At 49.1% G+C, this 24,754-nt stretch carries 22 protein-coding genes; 8 read left to right on the top strand and 14 right to left on the bottom strand.

Going from position 1 to position 24,754, the window contains the following annotated elements; translation table 11 throughout:
* The first annotated feature begins 172 nt into the window (after nt 1-172).
* Nucleotides 173-2,293 carry a TonB-dependent receptor PqqU gene (pqqU, locus tag GBAG_RS08435; RefSeq protein ID WP_034495001.1) on the top strand — a complete coding sequence of 707 codons (2,121 nt, stop codon included), beginning with the start codon at nt 173-175 and terminating at the stop codon, nt 2,291-2,293.
* A gap of 66 nt (nt 2,294-2,359) precedes the next feature.
* Here pqqU and GBAG_RS08430 read toward each other — a convergent pair whose 3' ends face one another.
* A complete protein-coding gene (locus GBAG_RS08430; protein WP_034495000.1) occupies nt 2,360-3,079 on the bottom strand; it encodes an energy transducer TonB in 720 nt (239 codons plus the stop codon).
* 224 nt (nt 3,080-3,303) lie between these two features.
* Here GBAG_RS08430 and GBAG_RS08425 point away from each other — a divergent pair, with 224 nt between their 5' ends.
* Both GBAG_RS08425 and GBAG_RS22690 read left to right on the top strand, forming a co-directional pair.
* Nucleotides 3,304-3,600, top strand: a complete 297-nt coding sequence (locus GBAG_RS08425; protein ID WP_034494998.1) for a YciI family protein — start codon at nt 3,304-3,306, stop codon at nt 3,598-3,600.
* Nucleotides 3,601-3,642: 42 nt separating this feature from the next.
* Nucleotides 3,643-3,798, top strand: a complete 156-nt coding sequence (locus GBAG_RS22690; protein ID WP_156104869.1) for a hypothetical protein — start codon at nt 3,643-3,645, stop codon at nt 3,796-3,798.
* A 43-nt stretch (nt 3,799-3,841) separates the two neighbouring features.
* Here the strand turns inward: GBAG_RS22690 and GBAG_RS22080 are convergent, their stop codons facing one another.
* Entirely contained in the window at nt 3,842-4,024 is a 183-nt protein-coding gene (locus GBAG_RS22080) for a YciY family protein (protein ID WP_072009405.1), read from the bottom strand.
* A 258-nt stretch (nt 4,025-4,282) separates the two neighbouring features.
* Between GBAG_RS22080 and cls the strand changes: the two genes are divergently transcribed.
* Together cls and GBAG_RS08415 are read left to right on the top strand one after the other, a co-directional pair.
* Nucleotides 4,283-5,743, top strand: a complete 1,461-nt coding sequence (gene cls / locus GBAG_RS08420; RefSeq protein WP_034494997.1) for a cardiolipin synthase — start codon at nt 4,283-4,285, stop codon at nt 5,741-5,743.
* Nucleotides 5,744-5,780: 37 nt separating this feature from the next.
* A complete protein-coding gene (locus tag GBAG_RS08415; protein ID WP_034494996.1) occupies nt 5,781-6,110 on the top strand; it encodes an HI1450 family dsDNA-mimic protein in 330 nt (109 codons plus the stop codon).
* A 50-nt stretch (nt 6,111-6,160) separates the two neighbouring features.
* Here GBAG_RS08415 and GBAG_RS08410 read toward each other — a convergent pair whose 3' ends face one another.
* From GBAG_RS08410 to GBAG_RS08380, 7 genes are all read right to left on the bottom strand, one after another.
* The gene (locus GBAG_RS08410; RefSeq protein WP_034494995.1) at nt 6,161-7,027 is read right to left on the bottom strand and encodes an ion transporter; all 867 of its coding nucleotides are present in this window, start codon (nt 7,025-7,027) and stop codon (nt 6,161-6,163) included.
* A gap of 15 nt (nt 7,028-7,042) precedes the next feature.
* Nucleotides 7,043-8,047, bottom strand: coding sequence for a murein tripeptide/oligopeptide ABC transporter ATP-binding protein OppF (gene oppF / locus GBAG_RS08405; protein WP_034494993.1), 1,005 nt, complete (start codon nt 8,045-8,047; stop codon nt 7,043-7,045).
* The gene (gene oppD / locus GBAG_RS08400) at nt 8,044-9,057 is read right to left on the bottom strand and encodes an ABC transporter ATP-binding protein (RefSeq protein ID WP_034494992.1); all 1,014 of its coding nucleotides are present in this window, start codon (nt 9,055-9,057) and stop codon (nt 8,044-8,046) included. Before oppD ends, oppF begins: the two co-directional genes overlap by 4 nt.
* Before the next feature lie 11 nt (nt 9,058-9,068).
* Nucleotides 9,069-9,977 (bottom strand): oligopeptide ABC transporter permease OppC, encoded by a 909-nt coding sequence (gene oppC / locus GBAG_RS08395; RefSeq protein ID WP_034494990.1) that lies wholly within the window; start codon nt 9,975-9,977, stop codon nt 9,069-9,071.
* Between the two features lie 14 nt (nt 9,978-9,991).
* On the bottom strand, nt 9,992-10,912 hold the full coding sequence (gene oppB / locus GBAG_RS08390; protein WP_034455836.1) for an oligopeptide ABC transporter permease OppB: 921 nt from the start codon (nt 10,910-10,912) through the stop codon (nt 9,992-9,994).
* A gap of 216 nt (nt 10,913-11,128) precedes the next feature.
* The gene (gene oppA / locus GBAG_RS08385) at nt 11,129-12,763 is read right to left on the bottom strand and encodes an oligopeptide ABC transporter substrate-binding protein OppA (RefSeq protein ID WP_034455837.1); all 1,635 of its coding nucleotides are present in this window, start codon (nt 12,761-12,763) and stop codon (nt 11,129-11,131) included.
* A 763-nt stretch (nt 12,764-13,526) separates the two neighbouring features.
* The gene (locus GBAG_RS08380) at nt 13,527-14,174 is read right to left on the bottom strand and encodes a YchE family NAAT transporter (RefSeq protein WP_034494989.1); all 648 of its coding nucleotides are present in this window, start codon (nt 14,172-14,174) and stop codon (nt 13,527-13,529) included.
* A gap of 481 nt (nt 14,175-14,655) precedes the next feature.
* Here GBAG_RS08380 and adhE point away from each other — a divergent pair, with 481 nt between their 5' ends.
* Complete coding sequence (gene adhE, locus GBAG_RS08375) at nt 14,656-17,340, top strand: bifunctional acetaldehyde-CoA/alcohol dehydrogenase (protein ID WP_034494988.1); 2,685 nt, start codon at nt 14,656-14,658, stop codon at nt 17,338-17,340.
* Nucleotides 17,341-17,464: 124 nt separating this feature from the next.
* On the opposite strand, the gene tdk is transcribed toward adhE, so the two are convergent.
* Entirely contained in the window at nt 17,465-18,070 is a 606-nt protein-coding gene (gene tdk, locus GBAG_RS08370) for a thymidine kinase (protein WP_034494987.1), read from the bottom strand.
* 555 nt (nt 18,071-18,625) lie between these two features.
* On the opposite strand from tdk, the gene hns reads away from it, so the two are divergent.
* Nucleotides 18,626-19,036 (top strand): histone-like nucleoid-structuring protein H-NS, encoded by a 411-nt coding sequence (gene hns, locus GBAG_RS08365; RefSeq protein ID WP_034494985.1) that lies wholly within the window; start codon nt 18,626-18,628, stop codon nt 19,034-19,036.
* Nucleotides 19,037-19,636: 600 nt separating this feature from the next.
* Here hns and GBAG_RS08360 read toward each other — a convergent pair.
* The 4 genes from GBAG_RS08360 to rssA all read right to left on the bottom strand — a co-directional run bounded on the left by GBAG_RS08360 (nt 19,637) and on the right by rssA (nt 24,125).
* Entirely contained in the window at nt 19,637-20,977 is a 1,341-nt protein-coding gene (locus GBAG_RS08360; protein ID WP_034494983.1) for a UDP-glucose dehydrogenase family protein, read from the bottom strand.
* 24 nt (nt 20,978-21,001) lie between these two features.
* Nucleotides 21,002-21,910, bottom strand: a complete 909-nt coding sequence (gene galU / locus GBAG_RS08355; RefSeq protein ID WP_034494981.1) for a UTP--glucose-1-phosphate uridylyltransferase GalU — start codon at nt 21,908-21,910, stop codon at nt 21,002-21,004.
* A 199-nt stretch (nt 21,911-22,109) separates the two neighbouring features.
* Nucleotides 22,110-23,123, bottom strand: coding sequence for a two-component system response regulator RssB (rssB, locus tag GBAG_RS08350; RefSeq protein WP_034494979.1), 1,014 nt, complete (start codon nt 23,121-23,123; stop codon nt 22,110-22,112).
* 93 nt (nt 23,124-23,216) lie between these two features.
* Complete coding sequence (rssA, locus tag GBAG_RS08345) at nt 23,217-24,125, bottom strand: patatin-like phospholipase RssA (protein WP_034494978.1); 909 nt, start codon at nt 24,123-24,125, stop codon at nt 23,217-23,219.
* A 116-nt stretch (nt 24,126-24,241) separates the two neighbouring features.
* Between rssA and GBAG_RS08340 the strand changes: the two genes are divergently transcribed.
* Complete coding sequence (locus GBAG_RS08340; protein WP_072011157.1) at nt 24,242-24,700, top strand: YchJ family protein; 459 nt, start codon at nt 24,242-24,244, stop codon at nt 24,698-24,700.
* The last annotated feature ends 54 nt before the right edge of the window (nt 24,701-24,754 follow it).

The raw sequence follows: 24,754 nt of genomic DNA, 5'->3' as shown, positions 1-24,754 counted from the left end.
GTATTTGAAATCCCAGCTGAATCTCTCGTTTTCTTCGTCACGCTAAAAATTTGCATTAACGTTATGTGCCGTTAACACTTTTCAAACATTCATCACAAGTATTAACATACCCACCTGAATGTTCCAGATGGTTCGTCCGGAACGTAAATGTCCCCACCAGTGAAAATGTCTGATGAAAATTGTGCACCATGGAAAGATTTCCCTACCGCTGATCTTAGCTCCGGCCCTCTCTACCTTTGCGCTTCCCGTACTCGCGGTAGAAGACACGATGGTCGTCAGCGCCACGCCAGGCCCGATTTCCGAGCTGGATACGCCCGCTGCGGTGAGTGTGGTCAATGGTGACGATATGCGACAGGCGGCTGCGCGCGTTAATCTTTCAGAAAGCCTCGGCAGCGTGCCGGGTCTGCAAGTTCAGAATCGCCAGAATTACGCGCAGGATTTACAGCTTTCGGTTCGTGGATTTGGTTCGCGTTCCACTTACGGCGTGCGCGGGATACGGATGTATGTCGACGGTATTCCTGCCACCATGCCTGACGGGCAAGGGCAAACCTCGAATATCGACATTAACAGCGTTGAAAGCATTGAAGTGCTGCGCGGGCCATTTTCAGCGCTCTACGGCAACGCATCGGGTGGCGTCATTAATGTCACGACAACCACCGGCACACAGCCGCCGACGCTCGAAGCCAGCACGTATTACGGGAGTTTTGGAAGCTGGCGCAATAGCGTTAAAGCGACAGGCGCTACCGGCGACGGCACTCAGGCGGGCGATGTTGACTACGCTATCTCAGCTTCACGCTTTACCACACACGGTTATCGCGACCACAGCAGCGCGCAAAAAAATCTCGGCAATGCCAAACTGGGTGTGCGGCTTAACGAGGCGAGTAAATTAACGCTTCTGCTCAATAGCGTAGACATTGATGCCGACGATCCGGGCGGTTTAACCGAGCAAGAATGGCATGACAATCCGACGCAAGCCCCTCGCGCTGAACAATACAATACACGCAAGAGCACTAAACAGACTCAAGCCGGGCTGCGTTATGACCGCCAGTTAAGTGCCAATGACGATCTGAGCGTGATGATGTATGCCGGTGTGCGAGAAACTACGCAATACCAGTCAATTCCCGTGGCTCCGCAGTTGAACCCTACTCATCCAGGCGGCGTGATAGAGTTGTCCCGGCATTATCAGGGGATTGATTCGCGCTGGACGCATCGTGGAAATCTGCTCGTAGTTCCGGTGACATTTACCACCGGGCTTGATTACGAAACTATGTCGGAAAAGCGTAAAGGCTATCAAAACTTTGTCGTCGAAAATGGCACGACGGTTTTGGGTGAGAAAGGCGACCTGCGGCGTGATGAGCGCAACCTGATGTGGAATGTCGATCCTTATTTGCAAACCGCATGGCAATTCACCGATAAGCTGAGTCTTGATGCGGGCGTGCGGTTTAGTTCGGTCTATTTTGATTCGAACGATCAATATATTGTCGGGAAAAATGGCGATGACAGTGGTGACGCGAGCTACCACAAATGGCTACCCGCGGCGGCACTGAAATATGCTATGACCGACGCGTGGAATATTTATACCTCTGCGGGGCGGGGTTTTGAAACACCGACCATCAACGAGCTTTCCTATCGTGATAATGGGCAGTCGGGTTTGAATTTCGGTTTAAAACCGTCCACCAGCGATACGGTTGAAATCGGCAGCAAAACGCGTGTCGGCAATGGCCTGTTTAGCGCGGCACTTTTCCAGACCGACACCGATGATGAAATCGTCGCAGACCAGAGCAGCGGTGGGCGCACGACATACAAAAATGCCGGGAAAACGCGTCGCCAGGGGTTAGAACTTTCTGCTGATAGCCAGTTTGCCAATGACTGGCGCGTGAAAATGGCGTGGACTTATCTGGACGCGACATATCGCAGCAACGCCTGTGGCGTTGAAAACTGCGAGGGTAATCGCATTCCAGGTATCGCGCGGAATATGGGATACGCGTCGCTGGGGTACGCTCCGCCTGAAGGTTTCTACGCGGGTGCCGATGTACGTTATATGAGTGACATTCAGGCGAATGATGAAAACACCGCGAAAGCGCCTTCTTATACCGTCGCATCGCTCAACAGCGGCTATAAACTGCGCATTCAGGAAAGCTGGATGTTAGATGTCTGGGGGCGCGTTGATAACTTGTTCGACCGCGAATACGTCGGCTCCGTTATTGTTAACGAAGGGAATAATCGCTATTACGAACCGGCACCGGGGCGTAATTATGGCGTGGGGGTGAACCTGAGTTACACCTTCATGTAAGCGCATCTCGTAAGCATAAAAAACGGAACCAGAAGGTTCCGTTTTTTTGTGGCGTCAGGAGTGCGATTACTCCATCGTCGCGCTACCGTTAAGTTTGAATATCACGTTCACGGTCATGCCACGTGCAGGTTTGCCACTCTCATAGCGCCATTTTTTCACGGCCATTTTCACTTCACGCGCGAACAGATTTGAGTTCTTTCCTTCCAGCACGTTGATATTCGTCACGCTGCCATCAGGTTCCACATCAAATTGCACACGAACGTTGCCATCGAGGCGCAGGGCGCGAGCGCGCTGCGGATAGGTCGGCGAATTTCGGCTCAGTGCACGAGGGCCTGTTGCAACAGGTGCCGTAGAAGTAACCGGTGCCGCTTTTGCCACCGGTGCCGGGCGAGCAGGCGCGGTATTCGTCTGAGCAGCCGGGCGCGGTTCAACAGGCTTCACGTCGCGTTTCGGCTCTTCAACCTTTTTCACCGGCTTCGGTTTTGGCTTAGGTTTAGGCTTCGGCTCTGGCTTGTGAATGACGACCGGCGCTTCTTTCGGCGGCTCGGGGATCGGTTCTGGCTCAGGTTCTGCAACCGGCTCAGGCGGCGGTTGCACAACCTCAGGCTGCGGAGGCTCAAGCTCAGCAGGTGCAACCATCGTGACACTGATCGGCTGTGCCGGTGCGGGCAACTCAATAACCTGATGATGTACCGAGGTATAGAGCAACCCCGCAACTACAGCGCCATGTAGCACGACAGAGAGTGCGGTCGGCCACGGAAAGCGGCGAGGTAAATCAAGGGTCATTGACGTCATAATGGCTTAGGTGTCTTAAACAGGCGTTAATTTTAAATGCAAATAGCAATCATATTCAACAACGCATCGTATAAAGTCGTTTATTTTCCTGCCAGACGCTGGATTTTCCCTCATTCACCGCACCGATTTAACATCTTGTTTATCTTTCAATTGCAGTATTAACGTCATTCACTTACCGTACTTTACAACCCTCATATCATTAAGGAGTGCTGCTCGTGCTGTATGTCATTTATGCGGAAGATAATGCCGACTCTCTCGAAAAGCGTACGGCAGTGCGCCCTGCCCACCTCGCTCGTCTACAATTGTTACGCGATGAAGGCCGCCTGCTAACGGCGGGTCCAATGCCTGCGGTCGACAGTAACGATCCAGGGGCTGCGGGTTTTACCGGTTCAACGGTGATTGCTGAGTTTGCATCACTTGAAGATGCACAAGCCTGGGCCGAAGCTGACCCTTATATTGCTGCGGGTGTTTATAAGCAGGTGGCTATCAAGCCATATAAAAAGGTATTCTGATTCAACTATCAGTTCGGTGAATGAAGTTATCAGGAAATTTTGATGGATCTTTTTGACGAGTCGTATGAACGCCATAAGCAATCGGTGGGTAATCAGGAAGCTCGCTGGAATGCCTGGCTGGCAAAGCATCCGTTAGTGATCGTCGCCGCAGGTTCGGTAACCGTGGTGATTATCTTACTGGCAATGCATTTCTCGTAAAACGATTTGAAGATTCGGGGCACCGCAAGCGGTGCCCTTTTCTTTACGACGCCCATTGATCGTGAATGGCAAACAGCAAGGAATTACGTTGGCGGTTTGTCTGGCACTTTCTGATGGCGTGAATGCGCATGTTGCGGCGCGACTGACCTTCCAGCCAACGCGATCTGCGCCGTTGTGTCTGACGAAGCATACGCCACCGTCCGACCTCAGTTCTACTACGCCTCATTTTTACGACTCAGGTTGCATTTAACACGCGCCATTATAGTGTCTTCTTCCCGCCAGGCCAGTCGTTTTACGATTATACCCGTCATACTTCAAGTTGTTGGTGCGTTGGCTGCTCGCTTTCACCCCAGGCACATAGTTATCTATGCTCCTGGGGACTCACGCGTTTGCCGCCTTCCTACAACGCGAATTATTTGGGTATTGTTTTATGGCGGTTATGCGTAAACTCAAAAGCATACGGTTTCTAAAGGATTTTTGAACTATGACAACCTTCTATACAGTCGTTAGTTGGCTGATAATTTTAGGTTACTGGCTTTTAATCGCCGGCGTGACGTTACGCATTTTAATGAAGCGTCGCGCAGTTCCTTCTGCCATGGCATGGCTTCTGATTATCTATATTCTGCCGCTGGTCGGGATAATCGCCTATCTCTCGTTTGGTGAGCTTCATCTGGGTAAACGTCGCGCAGAACGCGCACGTGCGATGTGGCCGTCGACCGCCAAATGGCTTAACGATCTTAAAAGCTGCAAACATATCTTTGCTGAAGAAAACAGCGAAGTCGCCGCATCATTATTCCAGCTATGCGAACGCCGCCAGGGGATTGGTGGCGTCAAAGGCAATCAGCTCCAGTTGCTCACCACTTCTGATGAGACAATGCATGCCCTGATTCGTGATATCCAGTTGGCACGCCATAACATCGAGATGGTGTTTTACATCTGGCAGCCTGGCGGTTTAGCCGATCAGGTGGCGGAATCCCTGATGGCGGCGGCGCGTCGCGGCATCCATTGCCGGTTAATGCTCGACTCTGCGGGCAGCGTCGCATTCTTCCGCAGCCCCTGGGCGAACATGATGCGTAACGCGGGCGTGGAAGTCGTTGAAGCGCTCAAAGTTAATCTGATGCGTGTGTTCCTGCGCCGCATGGATTTACGCCAGCACCGCAAAATGGTGATGATCGATAACTATATTGCCTACACCGGCAGCATGAATCTCGTCGACCCGCGTTTCTTTAAGCAAGATGCAGGCGTTGGGCAATGGGTGGATTTAATGGCGCGCATGGAAGGCCCGGTCGCCACTGCAATGGGGATTGTCTATTCCTGCGACTGGGAAATCGAAACCGGAAAACGCATATTACCGCCCGCCCCTGACGCGAATATCATGCCGTTTGAAGAAGCAACCGGACACACAATTCACACCATAGCCTCAGGTCCTGGTTTCCCTGAAGATTTGATTCACCAGGCGTTACTGACTTCGGTTTATGCAGCGCGTGAATATTTGATTATGACCACGCCGTACTTTGTGCCGAGCGACGATTTGCTCCATGCGATTTGTACCGCCGCACAACGGGGTGTTGACGTGAGCATTATCATTCCGCACAAGAATGATTCGTTACTGGTGGGCTGGGCGAGTCGCGCCTTCTTTACCGAATTGCTTGAAGCTGGCGTGAAGATTTATCAGTTCGAAGGCGGATTACTGCATACCAAGAGCGTGTTGGTCGATGGGCAATTGAGTCTGGTGGGTACCGTGAACCTGGATATGCGTAGTCTGTGGCTTAATTTCGAGATTACGATGGTTATCGACGACGCCGGTTTTGCCAGTGACCTTGCCGCGGTACAAGACGATTATATCTCCCGATCACGGCTGGTAGACCTGCGTTTGTGGGTGAAACGACCAATGTGGCAGCGCGTGGTAGAGCGACTGTTTTACTTCTTTAGCCCGTTGCTGTAAAACGTGGCGCATTAGCACTCGATAAGTGGAAAAAGAGATGGAAATGGATCTGAACAACCGCCTGACAGAAGATGAAACGCTCGAGCAGGCTTACGATATTTTTCTCGAACTGGCGGTAGATAATCTCGATCCGGCAGATGTGATTCTGTTTAACCTGCAATTTGAAGAGCGCGGCGGTGCCGAACTTTTTGACCCAGCCGAAGACTGGCAGGAACACGTTGATTTTGACCTGAACCCGGACTTCTTTGCCGAAGTGGTGATTGGCCTTGCCGATACCGACGGTGGCGAACTCAACGATATCTTTGCTCGCGTGCTGTTGTGCCGTGAAAAAGACCACAAACTTTGCCATATTCTTTGGCGCGAGTAAGCTTTTGTAGGGCGGATACGCGTTAGCGCCATCCGCCATTTACATCTGAACTACAGCTTAGGTAACGCACTCCCGCAGGATTTGCAGAATCGCGCTTCTTCGTCGTGATTGCCTTTATGGCAATTTGGGCACAGGCGCGCATTACGCTGCTTTTGAAATTCATTCGTCAAATGCGCGGTGATAATCCCGGTCGGGATAGCAATGACCGAGTAACCAATCAAAATAAGTATCGACGCAACCATTCGGCCAGGCCCGGTATGCGGCGTAATATCGCCATACCCCACCGTTGTTACCGTCACCACAGCCCAATAGACCGATGTGCTTAATGTCGTAAAGCCGTTGGGTGGCCCTTCAATGCCATACATCAAGCCGCCAGCCACCACCATGACAATCAAAATAAAGGCGTAAAACAGAATGAGCTGGTGCCGGGCATTGAAAACTGCCTGCCACAAAGAATGCAGCGTCGGCATATAACGCAGCAATTTGAGGATCCTGAGGACGCGAATGGCACGCATTGCGCGCCAGGCGAAGACGTAATTAACGCCAATTTCGGGCCACAGCCACAAAACATATAACGGCAAAATAGTCGCCAGATCGATAAAACCCCAGAAGCTAAAAACATATTTGCGCGGATTGGGCCAACACAGTACCCGCAAAATATATTCCAGAGTAAATAGCAGCGTAAAACCGATTTCCAGGTAAACAAACAGCTTCCATTCGTCGTAAGTCAGATGATATTGCGTCCCAAGCCCTGATTCGACAAATACGGCAATCACACTGAGTAAGGCGAATAAGCCACAAAACGCTTCAAAGCGTCGACCTGAATGAGTTCTTTGATCGAAGAGAAGATGGTACATCCGCTTACGGGCGGTCGTAATCAGCACAGTAACCTCACAAACTAAAAGGGCTGGCATCATGCCAGCCCTGCGAGATTATAGCGGGTCTACCTTGAGACAGGAAACGGCATGCTTGAAGCTGCCCTCCAGTACCGGGCGAGTTTTCGCACATTCTGGTCCTGCAATCGGGCAACGTGTACGGAATACGCAGCCTGACGGCGGGTTAATAGGCGATGGCAACTCCCCTTCAAGAAGTTGTATCGTTTTATTTCTTTCCAGGTCCGGGTCAGGAATCGGCACCGCTGACATCAATGCTTTGGTGTAAGGATGCAGCGGATTGTGATAAACCTCGTCGTAAGTACCCAATTCGACCGCATGGCCCAGATACATCACCAGAACACGGTCAGAAATATGTTTTACCACCGCCAAATCGTGCGCGATGAAGATCAGGGAAAGCCCCATTTCACGTTGCAGTTTTTGCAGCAGGTTAACGACCTGAGCCTGAATGGATACGTCCAGTGCCGATACCGGTTCGTCGCAGATAATCAATTTTGGCTCGAGGATTAATGCACGAGCAATCCCGATACGCTGACACTGGCCGCCTGAGAATTCGTGCGGGTAACGGTTGATGAGGTTTGGCAGCAAGCCCACTTTCATCATCATCGCTTTTACGCGGTCACGAACTTCCTGGCGTGGCATTTTCGGGTGATAAGTGCGCAGCGGCTCCGCAATAATATCGCCAATATTCATACGCGGGTTAAGCGAAGCCAGCGGGTCCTGGAAAATCATCTGGATATCGCTACGCACTTCACGCCACTCGTCCGGATTCATCCCCAGCAAATCTTTACCCAACCAGGCAACGCGGCCTTCGGTCGCTTTTACCAGGCCGATAATGGCACGGGCAAAAGTCGATTTTCCGCAACCGGATTCCCCTACCACGCCCAGAGTTTCGCCTTCGTACAAACGCAGCGTCACACCATCAACGGCTTTCAGAGTTTTGGACGGTTGCCAGAACCACTGTTTGCCATCTTTGATATCAAAATGCACTTTGAGATCGGCGATTTCTAAGAGAACTTTTTTCTCTTCAGTCACTGCGTTCATACTAATTCCTCCACAGGCTTAAAGCAGGCGCGCAAGCGACCTTCACCAAAACGCTCAAGTGGTGGCGCTGTATTACAAATTTCCATTGCGTGCGGGCAACGTGGCTGGAACGGGCAACCTTTCGGCAAACGCAGCAGGTTTGGCGGATTACCAGGAATAGTCAGCAGTGATTCACCTTCAGCGTCCAGACGCGGAACCGCATTCAGCAGGCCGATAGAATACGGGTGCACTGGGTTGTAGAACACATCCCGCGCCTGACCGTATTCCATGGTACGACCGGCATACATCACCAGCACTTTGTCACAGATCCCGGCAACGACGCCGAGATCATGGGTGATCATGATAATCGCCGTGTTAAATTCGCGTTTCAGCTCGTTTAACAGCGTCATGATTTGCGCCTGAACGGTGACGTCCAGTGCGGTTGTTGGCTCATCAGCAATCAACAGTTTCGGACGACACAGCAACGCCATAGCAATCATGACACGCTGGCGCATCCCGCCGGAAAACTCATGCGGGAACATACGCATGCGTTTACGTGCTTCAGGCATTTTAACCGCGTCTAACATGCGAACGGATTCTTCAAACGCTTCCGCTTTACCCAATTTTTTGTGCAACATCAGCACTTCCATCAACTGCTCGCCGACACGCATGTAAGGGTTCAGTGAGGTCATTGGGTCCTGGAAGATCATCGAAATCTGTTCTGCACGCAAGCGGTTAAGCTGGCTTTCAGGCAGGTTGAGGATTTCGCGTCCATTGAATTTCGCTGACCCGCCGATACGGCCATTCGCGGCCAGCAAGCCCATCAGGGCGAAAGCAGTTTGCGATTTACCGGAACCAGATTCGCCTACGATACCCAGCGTTTCACCGGCCTTCAGGCTGAAGTTCAGATCGTTTACCGCAGTAACGTCACCGTCTGGCGTACCGAAGGTGACACGCAAATCTTTTACGTCTAACAACGCAGAAGTCGCGTTCAGTGGAGTAACCACCGCAGGATTTTCAATTGTGCTCATCGCGGCACTCCTTAACGATCTTTCGGGTCGAGGGCATCACGCAGGCCATCGCCGATAAAGTTGAAACAGAACAGAGTGATAACCAGGAAGCCTGCCGGGAACATCAGCAACCATGGGGAAACTTCCATGGAGTTAGCACCATCGCTCAGCAATGCACCCCAGCTACTTAACGGCTCTTGCGTACCCAAGCCCAGGAAGCTCAGGAAGGATTCGAAGAGAATCATGCTTGGCACCAGCAACGAGGCGTAAACGACGACCACACCCAGTACGTTTGGCACGATGTGACGAACCACAATATTGGCGGTAGAAACCCCACCGACCTGGGCGGCTTCGATGAACTCTTTACGTTTCAGGCTGAGTGTCTGGCCGCGGACAATACGCGCCATGTCCAGCCAGGAAACCATCCCAATTGCCACGAAGATAAGCAGGATGTTTTGCCCAAAGAAAGTCACCAGCAAAATCACGAAGAACATGAACGGGAAGGAGTTCAGGATTTCCAGCAGACGCATCATTACCGAGTCGATTTTGCCGCCCAGATAACCCGCCATCGAACCGTATAACGTCCCGACGACGACCGCGACCAACGCTGCTGCAACGCCAACCATCAGCGAGATACGTCCGCCGATGGCGACACGCACCAGCAGGTCACGTCCTGAGGAGTCAGTACCAAAATAGTGACCAGAGGTCATATCCGGTGCGGCCGACATCATTCCCCAGTCGGTATCAAAATAACTAAACTGCGACAGCATCGGCGCAAAAGTCACGAACAGCGCGATAAATGCCAGGACAATCAGGCTCGCAACCGCTGCACGGTTATGCATAAAGCGGCGGCGAGCATCTTGCCAAAGGCTGCGGCCTTCTACTTCTAGTTTTTCACTGAAGTTTTCCAGCGCCTCGCTGTTTTTATTACTCAACATCATGGCGTACTCCAGTATCAGTAACGGATTTTCGGATCGATAACGGCGTACAGCACATCAACAATCGCGTTAAAGAGAATCGTCAGTGCGCCGACCAGAATGGTCAGACTCAGCACCAAAGAGTAATCGCGGTTCAGCGCACCATTAACGAACAACTGGCCAATACCTGGTAATCCGTAAATGGTTTCAATAACCATTGAACCCGTAATGATACCGACGAAAGCCGGGCCTAAATAAGACAGAACCGGTAACAGTGCAGGTTTCAAAGCGTGACGCAAAATAATGCGGCGCATTGGCAACCCTTTCGCACGTGCGGTACGGATAAAGTTGGAGTGCAGAACTTCAATCATCGAGCCACGAGTAATACGCGCGATACTGGCGATGTAAGCCAAAGACAGCGCGACCATTGGCAGGATCATGTATTGAATGGCCCCTCCGTTCCACCCGCCTCCGGGCAACCACTTCAGGGTTATCGCAAATATCAGAACCAGTAATGGCGCAACCACGAAACTCGGGATAACAACCCCGGTCATGGCCACCCCCATTACGGCATAATCCCATTTAGTATTTTGATTCAGTGCGGCAATTACCCCTGCTAATACACCTAAGACCACTGCAAAAATAAATGCAGCTGCGCCTAATTTGGCAGAGACAGGGAAGCTCGAAGCCACCAGGTCGTTCACTGAATAATCTTTATATTTAAATGACGGGCCAAAATCACCGTGTGCCAGTTGTTTCAGGTAGCTGAAATACTGGGTGGAGATCGGATCGTTTAAATGGTATTTGGCTTCAATGTTCGCCATCACTTCCGGCGGCAGTGCGCGTTCGCTGGTGAATGGACTACCCGGCGCAAGGCGCATCATGAAGAATGAAATTGTTATAAGAATAAAGAGTGTCGGAATTGCTTCCAGACAACGACGCAGAATAAATTTCAACATTGCCCGTACCTTCTGGCTGTGCCTTTAGAGTGCGATAAAATAAGACACGATGGGGCAAGCTCTACCCTTTTATCTTAAATAATTCACGTTGCAGGAAGGCGACAAGCTCATGAATCCCCAGGAACATAGACAAACTATGTGACTGGGGTGAATGAGCGCAGTTAACGCAACTGCAGCGTGAAGTATGAGGGATAAAACTTGCCCCACGAATTGCCATTAATGTTTGATGATATACATATCTTTAGTGTAGATATTGTCCATCGGGTCTTTACCGGTATAACCGCCAACCCATGGTTTCACCAGACGGGCATTCACGTAGTAATAAACCGGAACGATTGCAGAATCTTTGCCCAATTGCTGTTCCGCTTTATCGTATGCAGCAGCACGTTGCGCATCATCAGTTGCTTTCAGCGATTCCGCCATGATGGCGTCAAACGCTGGGCTCTTATAATGGGCGGTGTTCATTGAGCTGGTAGACAGCATCGTGTTCAGGAAGGAAGTCGGTTCGTTGTAATCCGCACACCAGCCAGCACGCGCAACGTTGTAGTTGCCCTGGTGACGAGTATCAAGGAAGGTTTTCCACTCCTGGTTTACCAGCTTAACGTTCACACCGAGGTTTTTCTGCCAGATAGATGCGGCAGCGATAGCCAGTTTCTTGTGCAGATCTGAGGTGTTGTACAGCAAATCGAAGGTCAGCGGTTTATCTTTGGTGTAGCCCGCTTCAGCCAGCAATTTCTTCGCTTCTTCGTTGCGTTTTTCCTGAGTCCAGGAGAACCACTCAGGCTTAGTCAGTTTTGCACCGTCAGCGTAAGGAGGCGTGTAGCCATAAGCTGGCAGGTCGCCCTGCGCTTTCACTTTATTGACGATGATGTCGCGATCCAGGCCCAGTTTCAGAGCGGTACGCACGCGCGCATCATTGAACGGAGCTTTCTGGTTGTTGATTTCGTAATAGTAAGTACACAGATACGGGTCAACGTGAACTTCAGCTGGAATTTCTTTTTTCAGCTTCTGGAACAGTTCGATTGGCAGGTTGTTATAGGTCATGTCAATCTCACCGCTGCGGTAGCGGTTCACATCCGTCACTTCGGAAGAGATTGGCAGATATGTAATTTGTGAAATAACAGTTTTCGCGTTATCCCAATAATTAGTATTACGCTCCATGACGATGCGTTCGTTAACCACCCAGTCTTTCAGTTTGTAAGCGCCGTTGCTTACGATGTTTGCAGGTTGGGTCCACTTCTCACCAAACTTCTCAATGGCGGTTTTATTCACCGGGGACATCGCCGGGTTGACCAGAAGTTTGTAGAAGTAAGGAACAGGCTCGCTCAGAGTGACTTCCAGAGTGTGGTCGTCAATGGCTTTTACGCCCAGTTCACTTGGTTTCATTTTGCCGTCGATGATGGCATCAACGTTTACGATATGGCCGTATTGCGGGTAGCTTGCGTATGGCGAAGCGGTGTTTGGATCAACCAGACGCTGCCAGCTATAGACGAAATCTTGCGCGGTAACAGGTTCGCCGTTAGACCATTTCGCATCTTTACGCAGATGGAAGGTCCAGACTTTAAAATCTTTATTATCCCAGGACTCTGCTACGCCCGGAATTGGGTGGCCGTCTTTTGGAGAAGTAATTAATAAACCTTCAAACAGGTCACGGCTCACGTTTGACTCAGGAACACCTTCAATTTTATTTGGGTCCAGAGACTGTGGTTCAGCACCGTTGTTTCGAATCAACGTTTGCTTTTCTGACAGTTGAACACCTGCAGGAACTTCGGCCGCCATGGCCACATTGCCTACGATTAGCGCGGATAAAATGCTTGCTGCTACCAGACTTTTTTTTGTGATGATGGACATTGTGTTGATACTCCACTCATTATAATTACCGACCCGAAAGCCAGCCTCTTCCCCTCTGGGGGTTCCTTAACAGTGCAAGAGCGTTATGCAACTGCCAGGTTGTTCTTCTGTGTTACTTGCTATCACCGACTTTATTTGGGGGATGCTCTTATTGGCACCCTGCTCCGTCGATTCTTAATCAACCTACCCTGTTCTCAGGTTGATATTGATGAGTCATCTGTAAATGAAACATTTTTCAGATAATTGTGTTGCCCGGAAAGTATCAAAAGCGCCTGATGCCCGCCAATACAATTTGCAAATTTGTTAAGCATTTCTCTTTTATCTAGTCAGCATCACATTTGTAGATGTGCCATATCGGCGCACTTTCTCTGGCTAACTGATTAAAAATAAAAGAGATAGTAGCGTGATCGCGTGCAGATGTTTTTCAGGTTTTTGGCACCACAAAGTAATTCACAATAAATTAACAATTGGTTGTTTTTTAGCACATTCATCTACAAGAGAGCTTGATTAACTAATATCATCTCAATAAAGCCGCAGCAAGTATCATTGTGTAGTGTGAGTGAAATAACGATGCGATTGTGAATTTTATGTACAACGGAAGAAAATCAAGGCGGCTAATGCCCCGTTTCCAAAGCATTTTCTTATGATTGATTTTTAAAATAAACGATGCGGGATTGTTCTTAACAGATGAGTTTTGGTGGGAAGTTAACAAGAAAAAAGCAGAATGGTTATTCTGCTTTTTCATATATCAGATTCAGCAGAACTAACTTAGCAATCCGGGGAAGATAGTTTTCAGACCGGTGACAATAAATTCAATCCCCAAAGCCATCAATAACAACCCCATAATACGGGTGATGACGTTAATGCCCGTTTGCCCCAGCAGACGTACTAACCATGGCGCAAGGCGGAAAACCAACCAACAACAGAAAGCAAATAGTGCAATAGCAATCGTAAAACCGATTAAATAATTCCAGCTATGGTAGCGCGTTCCCCAGACAATGGTAGAACTGATTGCACCAGGGCCGGCCATTAGTGGTAGTGCCAGGGGAACAACACCTACGCTTTCGCGAATAGCACTTTCTGACTTCTCTTGTTTGTTCTGTTTATCTTCCCCGAGCTTACCGCTAATCATCGACATCGCAATAGTCACGACCAGAATCCCACCGGCAATACGGAAAGAATCTATTGATATACCGAATAACTGAAGAATGCCGTCACCGAGGAACAATGACGTCCATAAGATGATAGCTACTGACAGATTTGCAGTAAGGTTGGTTTTATTCCTCGCTACCGCGGTTTGGTAGCTGGTCATGCTAATAAAGACGGGAATAATCCCCACCGGGTTTACCAGCGCGAACAAGCCAATAAAGAACTTAAAATAGGTAGGCAAATCAAACAAGGATTGAGCCACTAAAAACTCCGCAAATGAACGTAGCAAAGGCCGGCGTAATGTAATGGAAAACAGTTGCTGGCGCTACGCCCTTTCGTAGCATAGATAACTACTTTTAGAAGCAAATGCGATATTAATCAATAATGTTACCCGCTTGTTGAAAATATGGTAGTTTGTTTTGTCTTAGCTGTGACTAAAATTTTAAAGATTTATCAGTAACCTGATTCTGGCGTGCTGAATGGAGTCAGCCTTAGGATAATGTGATTTACATCACAAAAAACCTACTCAGAAGTGAGTACTCTTGGATACATCTGAAGAGCGTATAATTCAGACCATGAATAGGTTTTTTCGATAAGGCTCTTTTAGTAAATCAGCAGGTCGTTTTGGGAAGTTTTTGGATAGTCGTGGCTCGTGGTTTTACGCAAGCTGTTGCCCGCTGACTATACTGTCGTCTCGAGCAGCTCATTTACTAAAAGAGTTTAAACATTATCAGGAGAGCATTATGGCTGTAACTAATGTCGCTGAACTTAACGCACTTGTAGAGCGCGTCAAGAAAGCCCAGCGTGAATATGCCAACTTTACTCAAGAGCAAGTTGATAAAATCTTCCGCGCCGCCGCTCTGGCAGCCGCCGATGCTCGAATCCCTCTAGCGAAACTAGCCGTTGCCGAATCTGGCATGGGTATCGTTGAAGATAAAGTGATCAAAAACCACTTTGCTTCAGAGTATATCTACAACGCCTATAAAGATGAAAAGACCTGTGGTGTTCTGAGTGAAGACCAGACCTTCGGTACTATCACCATCGCTGAGCCAATCGGTATCATCTGCGGTATCGTTCCGACGACTAACCCAACTTCAACGGCTATCTTTAAGTCTCTGATCAGCTTGAAGACTCGTAACGCGATCATCTTCTCTCCACACCCACGTGCAAAAGACGCGACCAATAAAGCCGCAGACATCGTTCTGCAAGCTGCAATCGCTGCGGGTGCTCCTAAAGATCTGATTGGTTGGATTGACCAGCCATCTGTCGAACTGTCTAACGCTCTGATGCACCACCCAGATATCAACATGATTCTGGCTACTGGTGGCCCAGGCATGGTTAAGGCTGCATACAGCTCCGGTAAACCAGCCATCGGCGTAGGCGCAGGTAACACTCCAGTTGTTGTTGACGAAACTGCCGACATCAAACGTGTTGTTGCTTCTATCCTGATGTCTAAAACCTTTGATAACGGCGTAATCTGTGCTTCCGAGCAATCAGTTATCGTTGTTGACTCTGCTTATAACGCAGTGCGCGAACGTTTTGCATCCCACGGCGGCTACATGCTGCAGGGCAAAGAGCTGAAAGCTGTTCAGGACATCATCCTGAAAAACGGCGCGCTGAACGCAGCTATCGTTGGTCAGCCAGCAACCAAAATTGCTGAACTGGCAGGCTTTACAGTACCGGCTGACACCAAGATTCTGATTGGTGAAGTTAGCGTTGTTGACGAATCTGAGCCATTTGCTCACGAAAAACTGTCTCCAACTCTGGCTATGTACCGTGCTAAGAGCTTCGAAGATGCAGTTGTTAAAGCTGAGAAACTGGTTGAGATGGGCGGCATCGGCCACACCTCTTGCCTGTACACCGACCAGGACAACCAGCCAGAGCGCGTTAAGCACTTCGGCGACAAAATGAAAACTGCACGTATCCTGATCAACACCCCTGCTTCACAGGGTGGTATCGGTGACCTGTACAACTTTAAACTCGCGCCTTCCCTGACTCTGGGTTGTGGTTCATGGGGTGGTAACTCCATCTCTGAGAACGTGGGTCCTAAGCACCTGATCAACAAGAAAACCGTTGCTAAGCGAGCTGAGAACATGTTGTGGCATAAACTTCCGAAATCTATCTACTTCCGCCGTGGCTCTCTGCCAATCGCGCTGGACGAAGTGATTACTGATGGTCACAAACGTGCGATGATCGTTACCGACCGTTTCCTGTTCAACAACGGCTATGCGGACCAGATCACTTCTGTTCTGAAAGCAGCTGGCGTTGAAACTGAAGTCTTCTTCGAAGTAGAAGCTGACCCAACTCTGACCGTGGTACGTAAAGGTGCAGAACTGGCGAACTCCTTCAAACCAGACGTGATCATCGCGCTGGGCGGCGGTTCACCAATGGATGCTGCGAAAATCATGTGGGTTATGTACGAGCACCCAGAAACTCACTTCGAAGAACTGGCTCTGCGCTTCATGGACATCCGTAAGCGTATCTACAAGTTCCCGAAAATGGGCGTAAAAGCGAAAATGATCGCGGTTACCACCACTTCCGGTACGGGTTCAGAAGTGACTCCGTTTGCAGTTGTAACTGATGATGCAACTGGCCAGAAATACCCACTGGCTGACTACGCTCTGACTCCAGACATGGCGATTGTTGATGCCAACCTGGTAATGGACATGCCTAAGTCCCTGTGTGCATTCGGTGGTCTTGATGCCGTAACTCACGCACTGGAAGCTTACGTTTCTGTTCTGGCGAGCGAGTTCTCTGACGGTCAGGCTCTGCAAGCGCTGAAACTGCTGAAAGAAAACCTGCCAGCATCTTACAACGAAGGCTCTAAAAACCCAGTTGCTCGTGAGCGTGTACACAACGCTGCGACCATCGCGGGTATTGCGTTTGCGAACGCCTTCCTGGGTGTGTGTCACTCAATGGCTCACAAACTGGGTTCTCAGTTCCACATTCCTCACGGTCTGGCGAACGCCCTGTTGATCTCCAACGTTATCCGTTATAACGCGAACGACAACCCAACTAAGCAGACTGCATTCAGCCAGTATGACCGCCCACAAGCGCGTCGTCGTTATGCTGAAATCGCAGACCATCTGGGTCTGAGCGCACCGGGCGACCGTACTGCGGCTAAGATTGAGAAACTGCTGGCATGGCTTGACAGCATCAAGGCTGAACTGGGTATTCCTAAGTCCATCCGCGAAGCTGGCGTTCAGGAAGCTGACTTCCTGGCTCACGTTGACAAACTGTCTGAAGATGCGTTCGATGACCAGTGTACCGGTGCTAACCCACGTTACCCACTGATCTCTGAGCTGAAACAAATTCTGATGGATACCTTCTACGGTCGTGAATTCTCCGAAGAAGGCAACGAAGCAGCACAGGCTAAAACAGCAGCTCCTGCCGCTAAAGCTGACAAGAAAGCGAAGAAAACCGCTTAATTGTTATCGCTAATAAAAAACCCGCCTCGGCGGGTTTTTTTATATCTGCATCTTTCAAAATCACACTGTAAAGCGTTATACAGCCTTCAAGGGGAAAGCCTTCCCTTTCCCTTCATTTTGTTTTTTAAGCGCCCTGAATGCCTTGTAGGGAGCCTTTTTGCAGCGCTTCTTTGTAATGCTTGCGGCATACCGATACATAGCGTTCATTACCACCGATAACTACCTGTTCGCCCTGGTTATACGGGCGACCTTCGTGATCAAGTCGCAATACCATGCTCGCCTTGCGGCCACAGAAACAAATGGTTTTTAATTCCACCAGCTTATCTGACCATGCCAATAAATATTGGCTCCCGCCAAATAGTTCACCCTGGAAGTCAGTGCGTAATCCATAACACAGCACGGGAATATCAAGGTCATCTACGACATCTGATAAAGCTAATACTTGATCTCGCGTCAGGAACTGGCATTCGTCCACCAGGACACAATTCACGGCATTACGTTGATGCTCATCCCGTATTTCATTGAACAATTGAGTTGAAGCATTGTAGAGCTTTGCAGGCGACGACAATCCAATACGAGAACTCACCTTTCCAGAACCAAATCGATTGTCAATTTCTGCGGTATACACCAGCGTGCGCATTCCGCGCTCTTGATAGTTGTATGAAGATTGCAGTAATGCAGTGGATTTCCCCGCATTCATTGCGGAATAGTAAAAGTAGAGTTGCGCCATTGGTCAGCTAGCCTGAGTTAAAATGTAAATATTATTAACACGGATTATATCATAAGCCGTTACAGAGTTGCCGCTACCTGATGGTAGTATGGAAAATTCCTGCATTATCGGGCCGATATATAAATCTCACAGCGCATTGGTTCGGCATGCCGGTTGTTTAAAAGCCATCATGCAGCACTTAACTTACGGAGTTTTCAGTGTTTTCCCCACTATTCCTTAAAGTGTGATGAATCGCTAATAATAATGTTCTATTAAGAATATCCCCTGGAAAGGACAATAATACCAAAGGTTGATATTTCGCCATTAATGCTCTTATGGCTCAATTTACTGCACCAACAACCCATGACTCTATCAGGGTTGTTGAAGAAAAATTGAGTTATCCACGTTTTGTTTACCACGCATGTAAGTCAAAATTTAAGTTAATACGCTTTTATAAATCGACAAAATATTATGGAATTTTAGATTCCTTACATTACCCCCTATTGCAGAAGTTAATTTAAGCCTCTATTATTAGCCCAACAAGCCAACCATCAATATAAGATTGAGATTACTAAAATGAGCGAAGCACTTAAAATTCTGAACAACATCCGTACTCTTCGTGCACAAGCTAGAGAATGTACTCTGGAAACGCTGGAAGAAATGCTGGAAAAATTAGAAGTTGTTGTTAACGAACGTCGCGAAGAAGATAATGCTGCTGCAGCAGAAATTGAAGAACGCACTCGTAAACTGCAACAATACCGTGAAATGCTGATTGCTGATGGCATTGATCCTAACGAATTACTGAATAGCATGGCTGCTGTTAAATCTGCAGGCAAAGCAAAACGCGCTGCGCGCCCAGCTAAATATCAGTACATCGACGAAAACGGCGAAAGCAAAACCTGGACTGGCCAGGGCCGTACTCCAGCAGTAATCAAAAAAGCAATGGAAGAACAAGGCAAAAAACTGGAAGACTTCCTGATTGCCTAATTTTTGCTTTTAGTGCTGCTTATTAAATCCCGCTTCGGCGGGATTTTTGTTTTGTACGCTTTCAACAAGAACATAAAAAGAAACCAGGTGACCTTTTCATTTCACCTCCTCTGATATCGTCCTGAATTGTCCTGAGCCTCTCTCCCTGCCACTGTACGCCGTTCTGGCTATCAATATAAATTCGAGTATGTATGTGCCAGTGAATCGTCGATTTTATGGATTACCACATATAAAGAAATGGAATTAACAGTCCCATTGCAGAGCATTAAAATGGTTGTCAGGTTTGGCTCCGCATAAGTCCGAGGGGTTTCGAACGAATAACAAACGCCAGCCTGCACTGTGAGATAAATCACGGATCAATTTGTCTGCGGTCAATAAATCAGCCATAGCATTACGCTGGGCAGGGTCAAATTTCTGCAAGTAGAAGTAAGAATGGAAGGAGATGGGATAAAACGGGATTAGCTATAAGCTCGAGTAATAATAGTCGTGCGGGGAAGCGATATCTGTATCCGGGAAACCGGACGCCAACAAATCCTCAGGACTCGATCGCCAATAAGATTTGCTGCGCCGGTAACCGGATATTTCCTACAACCCTACTTATTACGCAATATTGAGGGACGCTCCGCGACCGATTGCATAATAAACAAAACCGCGCTTACTGAGCCTTTCAGGATCATACAAGTTACGGCCATCGAAGATAATAGGTTGTCTCAGAGACTTCTTAATTGCATCGAAATCAGGTGCTTTGAAACTCTGCCATTCAGTACAAATAACCAGAGCATCCGCTCCCTGCAATGCAGCTTCTTTAGTTCCCATCAGTTTCAGATCTGAGCGATGTCCATAAATGCGCTGGGTTTCATCCATTGCTTCCGGGTCATACGCCTGCACCTGAGCACCGCGTTCCCACAGCGCTTCCATCAGGACGCGGCTTGAGGCTTCACGCATATCGTCAGTATTAGGTTTGAAAGAAAGCCCCCACAGCGCGAAGGTTTTGCCTTCCAGATTTTCACCAAAGTGACGATAAATAAACTCAGGGAGTTTTAACTTCTGGTCCTGGTTTACCTCTTCAACCGCCTGCAGAATACGCGGCGTATAGCCAATCTGCTGGGCAGTGCGAATCAGAGCCTGAACATCTTTAGGGAAACAGGAACCGCCATAACCACAGCCTGGATAAATAAAGCTGTAGCCAATACGCGAATCTGAGCCGATACCCATACGCACTTTTTCGATATCCGCACCCAGGCGTTCTGCCAGGTTCGAAATCTCGTTCATAAAGCTGATTTTGGTCGCCAACATACAGTTGGCTGCGTACTTAGTCAGCTCCGCGCTACGGATATCCATCAGGATCATGCGGTCGTGGTTACGGTTGAATGGCTCGTACAACTCACGCAGTAGATCAACGATGTCTTCGTTATCGGTACCGATAACGATACGCTCAGGACGCATACAGTCGGAAACCGCGGCACCTTCTTTGAGGAATTCCGGGTTAGAGACCACATCAAAGGAAACATCCACGCCACGCGCTTTCAGGGTTTCTTCCATTACGGCGCGAACTTTATCTGCGGTTCCAACCGGAACCGTAGATTTATCGAGCACAACTTTATGGGAAGTCATGTACTGGGCGATGGTTCGCGCGACGGCGGTAACGTATTTCAGGTCGGCAGAACCGTCTTCATCAGGCGGTGTACCCACGGCGATAAATTGCATTTCACCATGTTGAACGCCCATTTCAGCATCAGTGCTGAAATGTAAACGCCCTTCTTCATAGTTTTTTTTCACCAGCGGCGTTAAGCCCGGCTCAAAAATAGGGATCACGCCGTTTTTCAGATTTTCGACTTTCTTTGCATCGACATCTATGCACATTACATCGTGCCCGACTTCCGCAAGCACTGCTGCCTGCACGAGTCCTACATAGCCGATACCAAATACAGTAACTTTCATCTTTCTATCCTGCGTTGCAATGAATTACTTTTTCGTGCCAACCGTCTCTTCAAGCCATGCTTTGAAATCAGCACCCAGAGTGTTGTGACGAATACCGTATTCCACAAACGCCTGCATATAGCCAAGTTTGTTACCACAGTCATGGCTCACGCCTTTCATGTGATACGCTTCAACGGTTTGTTTTTCCATCAGCATCGCAATGGAGTCAGTCAGCTGAATTTCATCGCCCGCACCTGGAGGCGTTTTGGACAACAGCGGCCAGATATCGGCGGTCAGCACGTAACGGCCCACAACAGCCAGGTTGGACGGCGCGACGTTTGCTTTTGGCTTCTCAACAATGCCAACCATCGGCACGCTGTCACCTTCATTTAGTTCAACGCCTTTACAGTCAACAACACCGTAAGCCGTCACGTCTTCTACCGGCTCAACCATAATCTGGCTGTGGCCTGTCGCATCAAAACGTTTGATCATTTCTGCCAGGTTGTCTTGAGACAAATCAGACTCGAATTCATCGAGGATTACGTCAGGCAAAATAACCGCTACCGGCTCATCACCGACAACCGGATGCGCGCACAGTACGGCGTGGCCGAGGCCTTTCGCCAGACCCTGACGAACCTGCATGATAGTTACATGCGGTGGGCAGATAGCCTGAACTTCTTCCAGCAACTGGCGCTTAACGCGTTTTTCCAGCATGGCTTCCAGTTCAAAACTGGTATCGAAATGGTTTTCGATGGAGTTTTTCGACGAGTGCGTTACCAGCACAATTTCAGTAATACCTGCGGCGATACATTCATTGACCACATATTGAATAAGTGGCTTATCAACCAGCGGCAGCATCTCTTTTGGAATTGCCTTGGTGGCCGGTAACATGCGTGTACCCAATCCCGCAACAGGGATTACTGCTTTTCTTACTTTAGAATTAATGGCAGCCATTGAAAAATCTCCTGGACTGTTCAAGTTTTCACTTGCAAGTCAATTAAAATACGCATCGAGTATATCAGCTTAAAAATGAAATCTGCCGCTGTTTACCCGCTGCGCTGGTAATTTAAGATAAATACGAGTTGGTTAAGTACGATATTAGCACCAGCAAAGATAGGGGAGAAAACCTAAATGTTTTCAAGCATCCAGATGCTCATTCCGCAGACAACATGAGTCTTAAACGCCCGCCGGAACCCCACACCTGACACTGCCAGGATTCGCAACGCTGGCTAATCTGATTAAGGTAAGTATTGCCCAGAGTGCCCAGAGGCACACCATTACTGACCTGAATTTGATGCTCGCCGGTATTTAAAGTCGCATTCAGTCCAGCGGAGACCAAAATGAGGTTTTTAAGCTCGCTATGGTAATAGCCAACCATGAGGGGAAACTGTCCGGTCAAATTAGCTTGTCGTAATAACTGGTTAACTTGTTTAAGCAAATTCCCTAATTCTGGTAACCGCTGATGCTGGTGGGAAAGCTGTTCCTGCAATAAGCCATTAAATAATGCCCGTAATAGCAGTGCAGCTAACACGCCGTTATCCCCTGCTCGAGTCACATCGAGGCAATAAAATGCCAGGTCGTTTTCTGAAAGCGGAGCGATATCCAGAACCAGCCCAGGTTGATTGAGGGTAATCAGTTGACGGTAATTGACGCGACAATGCGACATCACCTGTTGCACCGGGGGTTGCAGTTCTTGCAGTAATTTAGACGCCGCCTGCGGGTCGCTGACCAGCGCGTCCCAGTCCTGGAACAAACGTTCTTCTTCTTCAACCCGCGAATTAAACATATTGGGATAGAGGCAAGCAAAAACGGTTTCACGTAAGCGGTTAAGATCTTTAATAGGTTTAAGCAGAACATCCTGCACGCCAAAACGCAGCGCTTTGGCGATGTCTGACATATTCTCAGTCGCGGAGATAACTAATATCGGCGTTTGCACCCCTTCATTACGCAGATGCTCGACTAATTTCAGTCCATTCATGCGCGGCATCGCCAAATCACAAATCAGTAAATCGGGCGCAAAAGTGGATATTTTTTCCAGAGCGTCGATACCATCAGTGGCAACGGCAATGATTGCCCCTAAAGAAGAAAGATAATTCTCCAGCAAAGAGCGGAAAACGGGCTCGTCCTCAACAATGAGAATCTGTTTTCCAACGAGTGGCTGTGTCATGTGCGCTCCCCTGACTGGCGATAGATCAATAGTGGCATGGTATGACAATCACCGCCTGTCAGAATTGCCCGAAGATGCGAGTTTTCACCGTACTCATTCATGGGTACGAACCAAAGGTAACAGCTCATCCATCTTTTTCTCGACGGCCAGACTCCCCGCACTGATCGCTTCTGCGGCGCGGTGGAAATCCAGGGTAGAAATCTGAGGGCAAAATGGCTGGAGCAAAATATCAGGAGGATCACCGGCCATACGGTTGCGCTTTAAGCGGTTTTCCAGCACCTGAATTGAGGTCGTCATGATTTCCATGGCCGTCGGCGTGGTATTGGCGCGTCGCGTAGTGATTTTTCCGAGCTGCTCGCGTAAACGGCCACGCCAGGAATCCGGTTGCACCTGGTTTTCAGCCAACGGCGTGGTCATATTTACGGAAAGTAAATCTTGTTGCATTAGATGGGCGTCATGCTGGAGATCGACTGCAATAACAATATCAGCGCCTAACGCGCGAGTCAGCGACACCGGCACCGGGTTAACCACCGCTCCGTCCACCAGCCAGTAGCCATTGTATCCGACAGGCGACAGCAGCCCCGGCATACTACAAGAAGCACGTACGGCCTGATGAAGATCGCCATCGGTGAACCACAACTCGCGCCCGGTGCTTAAATTGGTTGCAACCGAGCCAAACCGCAGCGCGCAATCTTCAATTTTTTCTTCAGTTATGATTTTACGTACGTTGTTGAAAACTCTCTCGCCACGTAACAAACCGCCGCGACGCCAGGAAAGATCCATCAGCCGCAGTACGTCCCAATAGCCGAACGAACGCACCCAGCGTTCCATCATAGGTAAACGATTACTGGCGTACGCCGCGCCAACCAGCGCCCCCACCGAGCAACCTGCTACGATATCAACCTGAATTCCCGCTCGTTTTAACGCATTAATGACACCAATATGCGCCCATCCTTTTGCTGCTCCCGACCCTAATGCCAGGCCGATCTTTACCTGTCTCATTTCGCCTCGGTCTTTCTTCCCCGGTATATCACCGCGTGGCGAATTCGCCACAGCTCAGTTAACATAACTACCCCGCGTATTTACGCTGACTATTTTTTTGTAACCAAGGAGATGCTGTGTCGCAACTTTGCCCTTGTGGTAGCGGTCTGGAGTATAGCTTATGTTGCCAGCCTTACCTACGCGCGGAGCGCCATGCGCCAACACCATCACAGCTTATGCGCTCACGTTATAGCGCCTATGTGATGCAAGACGCAGATTACCTTGTCGCAACCTGGTATCCCCAGACTCGTAGCCCTTCGCTGAAGACCGATATTTCCGGTAGCTTTGCGACGACGCACTGGCTGGGTTTAACCGTTTATGAATCGGCAGATGGCGATGACGAAAACGAAGGTTTCGTCAGTTTCGTCGCACGCTTTGAAGAGCAAGGCGAGGAAAGTGCCATCATTGAACGTTCTCGTTTCTTAAAGGAAAACGGTCAGTGGTACTATGTCGACGGAACCCGCCCGCAATTTGGTCGTAATGACCCCTGCCCTTGCGGTTCCGGCAAAAAATATAAAAAGTGTTGTGGGCGTTAACGCGACGTGGCACAAGATATTTAGCAAACAAACGAACAACAGGACTCACCCTGC

It is taken from the genome of Buttiauxella agrestis ATCC 33320 (assembly GCF_000735355.1).
Taxonomy (GTDB): domain Bacteria; phylum Pseudomonadota; class Gammaproteobacteria; order Enterobacterales; family Enterobacteriaceae; genus Buttiauxella; species Buttiauxella agrestis.
This window is presented reverse-complemented; position numbering and strand designations above follow the sequence as displayed.